The following is a 15,133-nucleotide window of genomic DNA, read 5'->3' as shown; positions in this document are numbered from 1 at the left end:
ATTATTTTTAGACGATTTTAAACTAAAAAATAATAACCATGAAGAAATTAATTATTTCATCACTAGCTATGGCAGTGATCGCAAGCTGCAGTTCATCCAATGATGACTCTTCAGACAGCGGGAATAACGACAACACAAATACTCCCTATCTCTTAAAAAAAGTTACAGAAACCACACAGGATGGCCAAATTTATACTCTGGAATTCAAATATAACGGTGATAAACTACTTGAATCTTACAGCAGTAGTGATAATGAAAAAACAGTGTATACTTACAATGGTGACGATATTGTAAAAACTGAGGAATATGAAGGAGCTACCCTGAGACAAACCAGAGAGTTCTCCTACTCCAACGGAAAGGTTTCTGCTGAAAAAGTAACCCGAAAAGATAACGGTACACTGGTTTATACAAAAAACTATCAGTATCTGGGTAACAACCACGTTAAGTTTAATGAATATAAAAGTTCGACGTATAATCCTTCAACAGGAGTTTATTCCAACATTCAATTTGCTGAGGTAGATGCGTATCTGACCGCTAGTGGCAATATAGCCTCTACAAGCTATACGTTTAACGGAACAACATATAACGCAAATAATACCTATGATAATTCTAATCACCCCATGAAAAATGTAAAGGGATACATAAAAATGGATTTGTTTTATCTCGGCGATGGTGAACTGGCGTATAATAACTTACTAAGCCGAAGTGAAAATTACACCGGAACAGTAAGTGGAAACAACAAATCTACGGCTAACCATACCTTTAATAATGCTGCTTATCCTACCAAGACGGTTATGACATATACGAGTTCTTCATTTGGAACCAATACCCATACTTATGCTTATGAATACAACAAGTAATCACATTATCTAAAATACCAAGCCCTAAACTCTGTTTTGGGGCTTTTTTATGTGCTGATGTTCTGTTTATTTTACTATTTTTAAGTTCAGATTATTTACATTTGTCAGAGACCATACACAAAGAGCATGAAAATAGTAAAGTATATGATAGGTGGGGCTGTAGCGGGAGCAGCAGCGGCTTATTTTTTTGGATATGACTATCTCTTCAGCGGTATTTCCAAAACATACCTGAGAGGACGATCCAGCGCCTATATTGATGACGGTGATCTCTTCCCCGGCAACCTGATTGCCACAGAATCTCCTCAGCTTTGGGAAGAAGCCCCACAGTATAACACAAAGCAGTTACCGGATCATGTCTTAGAAAATTTAAAACATTCCAAAACCGCAGCTTTTGTAGTCATCAGAAACGGAAAAATTCTCCACGAACAATATTGGGATGGTTATAATCAGCTTTCCCAGACGAATTCTTTTTCTATGGCAAAGGCTGTGACGGTAATGCTTTTAGGTAAAGCTCTGGAGGAAGGTATGATCCACAGTATTGATCAAAAATTTTCTGATTTTTATCCTGAATTTAAAGAAAAAGAATTCGGAAATAAGGTCACGCTTAAAAATTTAGCACAAATGGAGGCCGGTCTTGACTGGGATGAAAATTACAATAATCCGTTTCTTCCCAATGCCAAAGCTTATTATGGAAAGAGCCTAGTGAAAGCGGTATTTTTAAGAAAATTCAAGGGAGATCCGGGAGTGAAATTTGAATATCAAAGTGGTTCCACCCAACTTCTTGGGTTTGCTTTAAAGAAAGCACTGAATCAGCCTTTAGCCAGTTATTTATCTGAAAAATTCTGGATTCCGCTGGGAATGGAGCAAAATGCCAAATGGAGTACTGATGATTATGGAATGGAAAAGACTTACTGCTGCATCCATTCTAATGCACGAGACTTCGCCAAGCTGGGGCAGCTGTTTCTGAATAACGGAAAAGTAGGTGACCGCCAGATCCTCAATGCTGAATTTATAGAGCAGATGAGAACCCCGACAGAAAAATCCGAAGACATTTACGGAATGGGCCTCTGGATCAACAATGACAATCCTATTAAGCATTATTGTTTTCTGGGATTACAGGGACAGTATATTATCATGATCCCGGAACATCATATGGTGATTGTAAAAACCGGAAGCTATATCAACAATCCTAAAAACGACAGGGGAAGACCAGATCAGGTGAGATTCCTTGTTAATGAAACCGTACAATTATTCCAATAAAAAACTATGGAAAACTACAGCATAAAAGTAGATGAGTATATTGAAAAATCTCCCGATTTTGCCCAGCCGGTATTGACATATCTTCGTGAGGTGATTCATGAGGTTTGTCCTGAAGCGGAGGAAGCCATCAAATGGAAGTTCCCCACTTTCATGTATAAAGGGAAAATATTATGTTCCATGACCTCATTCAAGCAGTATTGCAGTATGGGATTTTGGCTGCATCAGGAAATGAAAACCTTGAAGGAATTAGAAACAACTGCCGAAAAAAGCTCGATGTTCAGCTTAGGGAAAATTACCCGAATGGAAGATCTCCCTTCCAAACCTCAGCTAAAAAAAGCAATTAAAGAAGCCATGGACCTTACGGATATGGGGGTTATCATGAAGAAGGCCGCTCCTTCCAAAACCGAGATGGAGGTTCCTGATTATTTTCAGGCCGCATTGCAAGGTGAGCCAGGAGCTTTAGATGTTTTTCAGAAAGCTTCTCCCTCTTTCCGGAAAGAATACATTACATGGATAACGGAAGCCAAAACAGAAGCCACCCGAAATAAAAGAATGGAACAGGCTTTGGAATGGATCGCAGAAAAAAAAGGAAGAAACTGGAAGTACGAAAAAAAATAAACACAAAACACAATGAAGAAAAAAATTACGTTCTTTTTCTTCCTCATTATTTCAATTTTCACGTTCTCACAAACATTTGATTTTGAGGAACAATATAAATATGCCCGAATTCTTTCTTCTAAAAATCCGGACAGTTCAGAAATTGTATTGAAACATATTATTGATTCTGCCCAGAAGAAAAGCCTTCCGGAATATCTTGCTAAAGCTTATTATTTAAAGTCCTACAACAGCTATCTGAAATCGGATGCCAAAAGCAGTCTGGATTTTGCAGAAAAGGCTTTAAAAATTTCTGCACAAAGCAATTATCCAATAGGAAAAGCGCTTGCTTACAGAATGCAGGGAACACAATATGCTAAACTGGGCCTTCTCAACGAATCTTCCAGAAGCCTTGAAAGAGCTTTATCTGAAGTGAAGAACAATCATACGGATGAGGGACATGAACTGAAAGGGATGATTTATAATTCTTTTTTGATTCTCCTCAATAAAAATGAATATAAAAAGAAAGTATTTTATTCAACAAGTGCAATCCGTGAGTTTCAAAAGATCGAAAACATCTCCAGACGAAATGAGCTGCTTGTCTCGGCTTATACCAATACAGGATACAGCTTATCTGAAGTTGGCAGGTTCACCGAAGCGAAGGTCTATTTTGTAAAGGCTCTTTCTTTAGCCGGTAAGGATAATTATTATCTTACAGCCAATATTCTCAATGACATCGGGTTTTCATTGTTTCAACAAGGCAAACCAGACAGTGCTGTTGTATATTACCAGAAGGCATTAGTCCTGGTTAACCGGTATGGCTTTAACGAGAAAAAGATAGAGGTCACAAAAAATCTTGAGGACGCATATTCTCAGTTGAATGACCTCCCTAATGTTCAGAAATACAACCTCGAAAATCTTAAATTAAAAGACAGTATTGCTTACAACAAAACGATGGCCGTCAACAAAACACTTTCCAACAAAGAAAAGAATTTTGATCGGCAGCTTGTAAAAAGCAGAAACTTTTCAACAGTTTTAGTTGCTGCATGCCTTATTCTCACGCTCGTGTTGAGTGTTGTCGTATTTCATGTAATGAATCTCAGAAAAAAGCACAGAGAAATTGTATCTACGATTTACAAGGAAGGGGTTCCTGTTGCCGGTTATGAGGAAGATCCTGCTGAGAAAGCGCCATTACAAGCTTTGAGCCAACCTTCGGAAATAAAAATTTCCCCTGAAGTAGAGGAAAATATTTTAACCGGCTTGCAGGCATTTGAGAATAATCTGCATTTTAACGACAAGAATGTCTCACGTTATAATCTCGCTTACGCCTTGAATATCAATACAAAATACCTTTCCGCAGTCATTAAAAAACATAAAAATTTCAACTTCAATCAATACATCAATCATCTCCGCATCAACTATATTGTTGACCGGTTAAAAAACGAACCGAAATACCGGAAATACAAAATCAATCACCTTGCTGAGATTACAGGGTATTCATCCCACAGTGCCTTTTCTCTTGAATTCAAAAAGGTGGTAGGCATCCATCCCTCTGCTTTTATCAAAACTCTGGATGACGTAACCTGATTATTGTTCTGCAATGGTAAGATTGTTGTACCCTCCTGTGTTGTTCAAAGAAAAATTGGGCAGGTTTGAGTTATTTAGGTTAAACCAGATATAAGGCATCAGCCGCTGTCCGGATGTCATATAAAATGATGCGGTACAATTGCTTCCTGCATCCATATTTCCTACACTATTGGAAGACATTGTATTCACACACTTCACTGTATTTACAATATTTGCCGGTAACAAACCTGCTGTATTATCATACAACTGCCAGATAGCTTCTATCTGTATTGGGTTCAAAGGATCAGTGGTATAATTGATGGCCAGAGGTGCAAGATCAGTTGTAAAAGTAGCGACATAGACCCCATTTCTCGGAGCGGTAAAAGTTCCTGTAGATGCATTAAAATGGGTTCCGGAGTTGCTTTCAAAGGTCTTTGTCCAATCTACGAGGTAATTGCTGGCCCTGTTCTGGAGCCCTGTAGTCACTGTTGCAGCCGAAGGTACTGCCAGCTTTACATTATTGTTTGTTTTAGCTGCAATCACAATAGCTTTTGTACTTGCAGGCTGCGCCGTCAGTAAAGGTAGCCATTCCTTTCCATTAGAATATTCCACCCCGTTGTTGTAGCGAAGTGCACCTTCATCTGCTGCAGCTGCCGACAGTGAAGAAGCACCCAATCCAATTGCTCCGTTTCCTGAATTCCGGGCATCAACTTTTACAGCCGGATTAAGCATTCCTGCTCCTATTTTGCCTGCGGCAGTGATGATCACATCATTACTTTGCTGAGAGGGAGTAAATGATGCTCCTGTAGACGGATTATCTTTCTGTCCATCAACATGTAAAATACCTTTTGGGTTAGTCGTATTGATTCCAACCTGTGAAAACGCGTAGTGGAAACTTAAAAATACAAGTATAAGTAAACAATTCTTTTTCATCATCAATTTTTTTTATAATCCGAAAATACTTAAAGAGGTAAGGGTTGCATCTGTATCTAACGTTTTTGTACTCCCCAGCTTCTGGTTCAGGCTTACAGTAATATGATCTCCCTGATTTAAATTAAATATTCCTGAGCAGTTTCCGGCAACGCGGTTGTCAATCGTGTTATTTCCCGGATAACTTCCGACACACTTAAACACTTTACTCGTCGAGGAGGATGTGGAGTTGGTCTGGATAAGGGTTTCATACCGGGAATCATTGGCAATACTTCCTGAAGCCAGTGAAACGCTAAAAGAAACGATATACACTCCCGCTTTTGAGGCTGTAAAAATTCCTGTGGAGGCGTTAAAACTACTGTTGACATCTGTTCTTTTTGTCCAGCCCGTAATGGCAGTTTGTACTCCATCCGTGAAGCTCTGAGCTGAAGAATTTTCAGCGTCTACAAAATCATTGGATGTTTTATGTGCCAGGGGGATCCAGGAAGACCCGTTAGAGTAGCTAAGATCCTGTGAACCTGAATTATACCTCAACGCGCCGGCTTTAGCCGCAGCTGCCGTCTGGGAAGTTGCCCCGATGCCTATAGCATTTAAACGCTCTCCAGACCTCAGGTCCAATCTTGTTTTTGGGGTTTTCGTTCCTACTCCCATATTTCCTGAGGAGGTAATGACAACATCATCATAATAACTGGTTGATGTGGATGCTGAAGTATTTTTCATCCCGTCTACATGTAATATTCCTTCGGGAGCGGATGTATTGATACCTACCTGCGCCCTGATCCATAAGCTTCCGCACACGAGTAAGGCCAGTGCTAATTGTTTTTTCATATTCAAAATGTGTTATTGTTCTAAAATTGAAAGATTTACAAAGCCATAATCATTACTCGCAGAAGACGTATCTGTTCGTAAACTCAAATTGCCGTTATAAACAGACTGATAGATCTGCGGCTGGAAAGTATCTCCTTTATTAAGCTGTACTCCTGCGACACATGAGCCCGCAACCTGGGCCTGTTTTGAGATGTTGGAGAAAGATTTTACACATTTTTTTACCGTACTACTTCCGTTCACGATATACCTGGCTTCAGAAAAATAACCGGATACAATGGGAATTCTCACAAAATCATACGTAAAGGAGACCAGATACACACCTGTGCGTGGCGCTGTAAAAACGCCGGTACCGGGATTAAAATTGGCTGTAGGATCGGAAATTTCATTCCAGCCTGAAATTCCTGTAGAAGTACGGTAAGGAATTTTAATGGCAAAGTTGGCGGCCCGGATATTCGCTACAACTACAGCTTTGGTAGGTGAAGAAATAAGATCCTGCCATACGGTTCCATCAGAATACTGCATTTTTCCACCATTCAGCGGATTATACCTTACAGCCCCTCCCCCTGCTACAGGCGCAGTCTGGGAAGTCTCTCCCACGCCAATTGAATTGTCCGTATTATTAGCAGACCTTGCATCGACCTTTACAGCCGGAGCCAGAATACCTATTCCTATTTCTCCCAAAGAAGTAACTACCACATCGTTGGCGGCCTGTGCAGAGGAAGGAGTTCCCGATGCGGGATTATCTCTCGCCCCATCTATATGCAAAAGGGTTTGGGGATTAGAAGTATTGATACCAACCTGCGCCGGTAAGGAATTCATAAAAAGACATCCGGCAATGAATGTCCATTTCCTCAAAATAATTAAGTTCTTCATGTAATTTGTGGTTTTAAAACGAGTACAATTCTCCGTCAAAGATAGATTCAAAAACAGATCCCACACAACAGAGACGCTGCGCCACAAAACATAAAACACTGAAAACGTAGCAAATAAACAATTGTTTTACAATATCAAAATACGGAATTTTAATATTTTTGAAATGTAATTTTAATTTTTTCCGGAAATTTTTAAAATAATAAATCCCTTTTTCTAAATTTTTTTAACATCACGAAACTTGAAATATGCTCCAGGCAGAATATTATTTTTCAGGCAGGCTTCATCAAAAAATGCTATTGAAAATGATGTCTGGGTAAACCAATCTCATGGGCCTGAGGATAAGGTTTCCGAAAAGTCATACTGACATCCTCCTTAATCTGCCTGTGGATATCATATTGCCTTTCTTTATCATAAGCATATCGAGGATCTGGAATCATCGGCATTTTAGCCATTTTATGAATGGTAATGGTTGGAAAGTGAAAATCAACTTCTACGGTTCCCAGCAATAAGTAGCATCCGCCACCCTGAAAATCATATTCCTTCAGGCTATCGGGAAAATGCGCCGTATCAAAATAATCACCATTCACATCAATCCAGGTTCCAAAATACATGGTTCCTTTTTTTGTCGGGACATGCTTTCTTGCAATCAGGTATGCCAACATCTTCACCTGCCTTTTATGATACTGCAACAAATCCTTTACAAAAACAGAACCTCTGTACTTGGTTTGCAACAAATCAAACGGACTGCATGAAACCGGAAAACCAATGAGCTCAATTTCATCGAAAGCATCTTCAAAATGTTCTCTTTTTAAGGGTGGCAATTTGAATTCCTGAACAGGCTCTTCGATTAGCATAAGGCCCCTCTGTTCAGGTTTAAAATTTACCAGCAGCAGCCTGGCTTCCACCAGCAATTCATTTTTGGGCTTACCGGTAAATCGGAATGCTCCGATAAAAATCAGAATCTGTATGGTTTCAATCCCAATGGGAATACGTTTGATAAAATTTTCTAATGATTGGTAGCTTCCATTTCTTTCACGTTCTTCAACGATACCATGAGCGATTCGTGTTTCCAGTCCTTCCAAAAGCATCAGCCCCAGATAAATATCGGTCCCCTTGAGTGTTGTCTGATATTCACTGGCATTAACACATGGAGTCTGAATCTTTCCGCCGGACATTTTTGCTTCGTGAATGTACACTTCGGTGCGGTAAAAGCCCCCCTGATTATTGATCACCGAAACCATAAATTCCAGTGGATAATATACTTTCAGATAAAGGCTTTGGTAGCTTTCCACGGCATACGATGCCGAATGGGCTTTGCAGAAAGAATATCCGGCAAAAGATTCAATTTGCCGGTACGCTTCAGCAGTCAGTTCCAACGAATGACCTTTGTCTCGGCAGGATTTAAAAAAATTCGCTTTTACTTCCTGAAGCTTTTTAATAGAGCGGCCTTTCCCACTCATTGCTCTGCGTAAGATATCACCATCTGCCAAAGTTAATCCTCCAAAATACTGTGCAATCTTAATCACATCCTCCTGGTAGACCATGATCCCATACGTTTCTTTCAGATGCTCTTCAAATACGGAATGGAAGTATTGAAACTGATCCGGATGATTATGCCTGAAGATATATTCCCGCATCATCCCACTCTGTGCCACCCCCGGCCTGATAATAGAGGAAGCAGCAACCAATATTCTGTAATTGTCACATTTCAACCTTCTTAAAAGCCCGCGCATGGCCGGAGATTCTATATAAAAACATCCGATAGTTCTCCCTATCGCTAAATATTCATTGGCTTTTTCTTCATCTTTGGAAATTCCCGTATCCCGGATATCCACATCAATTCCCCTTGTTTTTTTAATGAGATTCACTGTATCATTAATAGTCCCGAGCCCTCTTTGAGACAGAATATCAAGTTTTTCCAGTTTTATATCTTCGGCCACATTCATATCAAACTGAACAATCGGAAATCCTTTAGGCGGCATTTCCAGGGCTGTATAATGGGTGATGGGTTCTTCGGAAATCAGGATTCCACAGGCATGCATGCTTCTTTGATTTGGAAACTTTTCCAATAATTTACCATACTTTTGGACCAGCTGTACCACAGAATTCGGGTCATGGGTTTCCATTGATCTGCTCGTCAGATCATCCAGCTCTTCTTTGGGCAAACCAAATGCTTTTCCCACTTCCCTGAAAATTGATTTGTATTTAAACTCCACATTGGTTCCACAGAAAGCCACATGGTTCTTCCCATACCGGGTAAAGATATACTCCAGGATCGTATCCCTGTTCTGCCAGCTCCAGTCGATATCAAAATCCGGAGGACTTTTCCGGTTAAGATTCAGAAATCTTTCAAAATATAGGTCCAGTTCCAAAGGACAGATATCAGTAATCCCAATACAGTAGCTGACGATGGAATTTGCTCCGCTTCCACGCCCTACATGCATAAACCCCATGCGATTGCTGTACCGTACAATATCCCATGTGATCAGGAAGTAGGAACAAAAGTTAAGGTCATCAATAACCTTCAGTTCTTTATCCACTCTTTCTTTTGCTATTTCGTGGTCTTTTCCATATCGTTTTTTCAACCCCAAATAAGCCAATCTTTTCAAAAGCTTTACATCTGACTCTTTGGATCTGGTATAGCATGGCTTATTCTTTACTTTTTCAAAATCGAATTCAAAATTACAGGCTTTCAGGATGTTTCTGGTATTCTTTACGATCTCAGGATACCTTTGAAAAGCTTTTACAATTTGTTGTTCGGAAATAAAATATTCCGATTTTCGGCAAACTTCTTTTTTTGTCAATTTTGACAGTAAAGTATTGTTATCAATAGCCCGGAGAATTTTGTGCAGTTTATATTCCTCCTCCGTGCTAAAAGTAACAGGATGAAGAACAACCATTTTAGGGATATATTTTTCATATTCAGGACGTATCAGAAAGTTCAATTCATCTATTCTAACTCCTATAAACTCATGATCTTTTAATGCCGGAGGAATATTGCTCATCGGATAGACCACAAACACTTCGTTAAATTCCGGAGCGGTTTCACAAAGTTCTATATCATTACAGTTATGGTCTGTGATGACCTTATTAATTTCACCAATTCCGGAGAATCTTCTGGCAATCCCCACATACAGCAGTTTTCCTTCCTTCCTGACCTCAACTCCGGGAATAGGTTGTATACCTACATTTTCGCATGCTTTTTTAAAATCATAAATTCCGGTTACCGTATTGATATCCGTTAAGACCAATTCTCTGGCTCCCGATTCATGTGCCTGTTTTACCAATCCCTCAATGGATAAAGTCCCGTAGCGCAGGCTATGGAAAGAATGACAATTAATAAACATGTTGAAAAAATTAATTTTATTTTCCGAAGTCAAAACCGGATGCCCGTCCTACCGCATCAGCTCCGAAACGGTTTTTGAGGTAATCCATTGTTTGATATAAGCTCATCTGTTCCTCGGTATCCTCAAATAAATTCATCTGATGATTTCCGTGGACCAATCCCGTAAACCGCAAGCCTACCAGCCGAAGTCTCATTCTTCTTGTATAAACTTTGTTAAAAAGGTCTAATGCAACCCTGGACAAAGTATGATCGGCGGATGTATAGGATACTTTGCACTGCCTAGTTTCCGTATCAAAATTGGCATATCGTATTTTAATAACCACCGTTGAAGTCAGCCATTTTTCCCGTCTCAACTGATACGCCAACTGCTCAGCCATTCCTGAGATCAGTCTTTTTAATTCTATCATATCCATCGTATCAGTAGTAAAAGTCCTCTCGGTGGAGATAGACTTTCTCTCAGAATAAGGGACAACAGGATTTTCATCAATCCCATTGGCCTTTTTCCAAAGCTCTTTCCCGTTGGCTCCGATCATTTGCTGCAGAACCAGTACCGGCATTTCAGATAAAGTATGAATTGTCCTGATGCCAATCCGTGATAACAATTGAAAGGTCTTATCCCCTACCATTGGAATTTTTTTAATGGATAAAGGATTTAAAAACGGCTGAATTTCCAATGCTTTGATCTCCATTCTCCCAACAGGCTTTGCTTCTCCGGTTCCAATTTTGGAAACGGTCTTATTGGTTGACAAAGCGAAGCTGATCGGAAGGCCCGTCTCCTTACTGATGGCCTCTGCAATTTCTTTTGTCCACTGATAGCAGCCAAAAAACTTATCCATTCCGGAGAGGTCCAGATAAAACTCATCAATACTTGCTTTCTCCATCAGAGGAACCTTTTCCTGAATAATTTCTGTGACAGTATGTGATAAGTTCGAATACATTTCGTGATCACCCCGAATTACTTTTGCATCAGGACAAAGTCTCAGCGCCATCCGGATAGGCATTGCTGACCGGACCCCAAATTTTCGTGCTTCATAAGAGCAGGAGGCCACAACACCACGGTCTCCACCTCCTATAATGAGAGGAATACCTTGAAGCTGTGAGTTATTACGCCGCTCACAGGATACAAAAAATGTATCGAGATCCATATGTACAATTGCCCGGTTCACGTTACAAAATTAGTTATGTTTTTAAACAAAATTCGTATTTTTGTTGTTATAATTTGTAACAATGTCAATTTTCTCTGATAACATACGCTTTTTAAGAGGTAAAAAAGAAAAAACTCAACAAGAGTTAGCGAATACGTTAAAGCTTACCCGTTCCAGGTATGTCTCTTATGAAGATGGGAGATCTGAGCCGCCCATTGAAATACTGATCAAAATTTCCAAGTTTTTCAATATCAGTATAGATTTGCTTGTATCTGTTGATATCAGGAAGTATCCCTTAGAGGAAATGCTGAAACTTCCGGATAATAGAATCCTATTACCTGTGGTTGTAGATCAGTTAGGCAACAACAGTATTGAAATCGTCCCTCAAAAAACATCAATGGGATATCTATCCGGCTACAGTGATCCGGAATATATTGAAAGCTTACAAAGAATTTCTTTGCCTTTTCTGACTCATGGAAAATACCGGGCATTCCCAGCCAAAGGAGATTCAATGCCGCCTTTTAAAGACGGCTCTTACATTATCGGGAAATATGTTGAGAATATAGAGGATCTGAAGGCTCATAAAAGCTATGTCTTCGTCACGTTAAATGAAGGTATTTCTTACAAAAGATTCATATCAAGGAACAATGATGTAATACATGTTTCTGCCGACAATTCATTTTACGAATCTTATGATATTCCTTTAGGAGAAATTGTAGAGGTATGGCAATATGCATCAGGGATATTTCCCGAAGATTTCGGGCATGATAATTTCGAAAATTATAATGTAAAAGAAATGTTTTTAGACCTTAAAAAGACCATCGAAAACCTTCAGATTAAAGGGTAAACACGATACATTTTACATTTCCGTATTTTTAATTAAAACACGTCAAGTTCCGTCGCTTTCGCTCTATATTTTTGTTTCACAAAAGAAAAAAAATTATGGATAAAGTAACCTTAGAACGGATTCAGAAACTTCACCCGCTGGTAAGGGAGGAAGTAAAAAAAATCATTAAAGAATGTGATGAATCGCTTACCGGAAGAGCAAAGATACGGATCACCCAAGGCTTAAGATCGTTTGAAGAACAGGAAAAGCTGTATGCCATAGGAAGAATTACCTCAGGTAAAAAAGTGACCAACGCCAAATCCGGACAGAGCATTCATAATTATGGGCTTGCAGTAGATATCTGCCTGATGATAGACGGAAAAACAGCAAGCTGGGACACCGTAAAAGACTGGGATAATGACAAGGTATCCGATTGGTATGAATGTGTGAAAATTTTTGCCCGACACGGCTGGGACTGGGGAGGGAACTGGAAAACCTTTAAAGACCTTCCCCACTTTGAGAAAAAGAATATTCCAACGAAGAAAGGTCTTGTAAAAACTACCTGGAGAACGCTCCAGAAAATGCCCAGAGATAAACAAAATTATATTGTTTTTTAGTTACCATCTGGTTGAGATTAAAAAAAACAAAACAAGCTAACTTACTGGTTTAAAGTTCTCTTTTTTGGTAAAATTAATTAAAAATATTTTTAATACGACAAGTTCTGTCGCTTCCCCGATCTATCTTTGCTTTATAAGAAAAACACCAAAAGCAATCCTTATCATAAGCTGAAACCAATAGACATTTTTCGGAAATCTATTGGTTTTACTTGTCTAAAGTTGCCAGGTGTTTCTTAAAAAAAATGAAAAAACCACATGAAAAAGACAACCATTCTTTCTTTGGACGGGGGTGGAATAAGAGGAATTATCACCTGCATTATTCTACGTTACATAGAAGAACAGCTTCAGTATTATGATAAACCGAGTGCAAGACTCGGGGATTATTTTGATCTGGTAGCGGGAAGCAGCACAGGAGGTCTGATTGCTTCTATTATTCTATGTCCCGATGAAACCCGAAAAGCAAAATATTCTATCCAGAAAGGATTAGAATTATATGCTGAAAAGGGCGGCGACATCTTCCAGGTTTCTTTTTGGGAAAAACTGGTCAATCCATTCGGATTACTGAATGAAAAGTTTTCCCAGGAAGCACTTGAAAAAAATTTGAATGACTTTTTTGGGAATTTAGAATTAAAAGAATTAATAAAACCATGCTTAATAACAAGTTACGACATAGAAAACAGAAGAGCTAAGCTTTTCAATTCGTGGGAAGCCCACCTCAGTACAGATAACTTTTATGTAAAAGATATCTGCAGGGCTACCTCAGCGGCGCCTACTTATTTCAGCCCTGTACAGATCAAATCGATGTATGGACAGATCTTCAGCCTTATCGATGGAGGCATGTTTGCCAATAATCCTGCGCTATGCGCTTACGCTGAAGCCCGTAAAATTCCTTTTGCCGAAGTGTTGAAAAACCATCAGAAGGCCAATCATCCCGGAGTAAATGATATGATCATTATTTCAATAGGAACCGGAATTGAAGCCAGACCCTATTCTTTCAGAAGACTTCAAAAGGCCGGAAAAATAGGCTGGGTAAGCCCTATTGTTGATATTTTGATGTCTGCCAATGCAGAAACAGTAGATTACCAGCTCTGCCAGATGTTTCAGACGTTGGGGTCCAGAAATCAGAAAAATTATTACCGCCTGAACCCTTCATTGAAAAATGCTTCACCGGCAATGGATAATGTAAGAAGGTCCAATATTGAAAACCTGATCCAGGCAGGACTGAGCTATATTGATGATAACAGAGAGACACTTAATCAAATTGTTCAGAAGCTCATCAAAAATAAAATATAAGCTTATAAGCTTATAAATTACCAAAATAAGCTAAAAAGCTTATATCATAAAAATTTGATACGTCACCACGTCATTCGAGCTTTAATTTTGTTTTAACAAAAAGACAAATAAAAAAGAAAAATAATAAAACACGACGAGTTTTGACGCTTCATCAAATTATCTTTGAAACAACAAAATAACCAGGGAAACTACAGCTGAATAAGCTTATTTCTCCATCCAATATCCTTTTAATTGTCAGCAATTAAAATTCAGTGGTACATCACTGAACAGGATAGCTATGATCTCAACGAATATTAGTCTGCTAGCACTACTATATATTTATTAACCTAATTAATAACCTTAAAAATTTTAGAATTATGGCAAATTTAGTCCAAGAATTAAACAGTTTAGATTTCAGTGTATACATCGGAGGCCCAATGCAGGCAGCGATCAAAGCCCAGCATGACGCATCCATGTCACAAGTTAACTTCATTAAAGAAGTCGGTTTCGAAGGAGAGGGAGCTGCTTCAAAGCTTAGATACGTAGATTTTGTGTACAAAAAATCAGTACCCAGTACAGTACAGGGTAATGAAAATCTGGTACAGTCACAAGTTACATTGAGTGTTCCATTGCTTTCAATGCTTACGATTCCGGCTTTAAGAATTGATGAGATGACCATTGACTTTAATGCAAAGCTCAATTCGGTTGAGACTCAGAATATCTCGAGTGAATTCCAGGGAAGCGCTTCTTTAAGTGCCAAGTTTTGGAAAGTGAAGTTTAACGCTTCAGCTTCTTACAAGAAAACCAACTCCAGCACATCAACAACAGAAAAAACATACACCCTGGGTGTTCATGTAAAAGCTGTCAATGATGAGCTGCCTGCAGGCCTTGCAAGGATCATGGATATGTTGGAAGACGCTATTGTTGCAACAGCAGCACCTGCTACTCCTGCTTAATAACTTTTTAGGATGGCTGCCTTGGCAGCCGTCCGTTTTTAACCATTTTCACCTTATTAA

General features: G+C 39.2%; 13 protein-coding genes. 8 read left to right on the top strand and 5 right to left on the bottom strand.

Annotated features, from left to right (window positions below; genetic code table 11):
• The first annotated feature begins 38 nt into the window (after positions 1–38).
• The 4 genes from DRF67_RS04690 (at position 39) to DRF67_RS04675 (ending at position 4,301) form a co-directional block, all read left to right on the top strand.
• The gene (locus DRF67_RS04690; protein ID WP_115927180.1) at positions 39–860 is read left to right on the top strand and encodes a hypothetical protein; all 822 of its coding nucleotides are present in this window, start codon (positions 39–41) and stop codon (positions 858–860) included.
• 126 nt (positions 861–986) lie between these two features.
• Positions 987–2,120 (top strand): serine hydrolase domain-containing protein, encoded by a 1,134-nt coding sequence (locus tag DRF67_RS04685; protein ID WP_115927179.1) that lies wholly within the window; start codon positions 987–989, stop codon positions 2,118–2,120.
• A 6-nt stretch (positions 2,121–2,126) separates the two neighbouring features.
• Positions 2,127–2,738: a YdeI/OmpD-associated family protein gene (locus DRF67_RS04680; protein WP_115927178.1), complete on the top strand. Its 612-nt coding sequence runs from the start codon at positions 2,127–2,129 to the stop codon at positions 2,736–2,738.
• Positions 2,739–2,750: 12 nt separating this feature from the next.
• The gene (locus DRF67_RS04675) at positions 2,751–4,301 is read left to right on the top strand and encodes a tetratricopeptide repeat protein (protein ID WP_115927177.1); all 1,551 of its coding nucleotides are present in this window, start codon (positions 2,751–2,753) and stop codon (positions 4,299–4,301) included.
• Here the strand turns inward: DRF67_RS04675 and DRF67_RS04670 are convergent, their stop codons facing one another.
• From DRF67_RS04670 to dinB, 5 genes are all read right to left on the bottom strand, one after another.
• Positions 4,302–5,216, bottom strand: a complete 915-nt coding sequence (locus DRF67_RS04670; RefSeq protein ID WP_115927176.1) for a hypothetical protein — start codon at positions 5,214–5,216, stop codon at positions 4,302–4,304.
• 9 nt (positions 5,217–5,225) lie between these two features.
• The gene (locus tag DRF67_RS04665) at positions 5,226–6,038 is read right to left on the bottom strand and encodes a hypothetical protein (protein WP_115927175.1); all 813 of its coding nucleotides are present in this window, start codon (positions 6,036–6,038) and stop codon (positions 5,226–5,228) included.
• A 12-nt stretch (positions 6,039–6,050) separates the two neighbouring features.
• On the bottom strand, positions 6,051–6,911 hold the full coding sequence (locus DRF67_RS04660) for a complement C1q domain-containing protein (protein WP_115927174.1): 861 nt from the start codon (positions 6,909–6,911) through the stop codon (positions 6,051–6,053).
• A gap of 293 nt (positions 6,912–7,204) precedes the next feature.
• Entirely contained in the window at positions 7,205–10,258 is a 3,054-nt protein-coding gene (locus DRF67_RS04655; protein WP_115927173.1) for a DNA polymerase III subunit alpha, read from the bottom strand.
• 16 nt (positions 10,259–10,274) lie between these two features.
• Positions 10,275–11,423 carry a DNA polymerase IV gene (dinB, locus tag DRF67_RS04650; protein WP_115927172.1) on the bottom strand — a complete coding sequence of 383 codons (1,149 nt, stop codon included), beginning with the start codon at positions 11,421–11,423 and terminating at the stop codon, positions 10,275–10,277.
• A 61-nt stretch (positions 11,424–11,484) separates the two neighbouring features.
• Here dinB and DRF67_RS04645 point away from each other — a divergent pair, with 61 nt between their 5' ends.
• The 4 genes from DRF67_RS04645 (at position 11,485) to DRF67_RS04630 (ending at position 15,073) form a co-directional block, all read left to right on the top strand.
• Entirely contained in the window at positions 11,485–12,249 is a 765-nt protein-coding gene (locus DRF67_RS04645) for a LexA family transcriptional regulator (RefSeq protein WP_115927171.1), read from the top strand.
• A gap of 95 nt (positions 12,250–12,344) precedes the next feature.
• Positions 12,345–12,845: a M15 family metallopeptidase gene (locus DRF67_RS04640; protein ID WP_115927170.1), complete on the top strand. Its 501-nt coding sequence runs from the start codon at positions 12,345–12,347 to the stop codon at positions 12,843–12,845.
• Between the two features lie 255 nt (positions 12,846–13,100).
• Entirely contained in the window at positions 13,101–14,138 is a 1,038-nt protein-coding gene (locus DRF67_RS04635) for a patatin-like phospholipase family protein (protein ID WP_115927169.1), read from the top strand.
• A gap of 356 nt (positions 14,139–14,494) precedes the next feature.
• Positions 14,495–15,073 (top strand): DUF2589 domain-containing protein, encoded by a 579-nt coding sequence (locus DRF67_RS04630; RefSeq protein WP_115927168.1) that lies wholly within the window; start codon positions 14,495–14,497, stop codon positions 15,071–15,073.
• Positions 15,074–15,133 lie beyond the last annotated feature (60 nt).

This window comes from Chryseobacterium pennipullorum (assembly GCF_003384725.1).
In the GTDB taxonomy this organism is placed as follows: Bacteria; Bacteroidota; Bacteroidia; order Flavobacteriales; family Weeksellaceae; genus Chryseobacterium; species Chryseobacterium pennipullorum.
The sequence above is the reverse complement of the archived record's forward strand: the minus strand, read 5'-3'. Positions and strand labels throughout refer to the sequence as shown.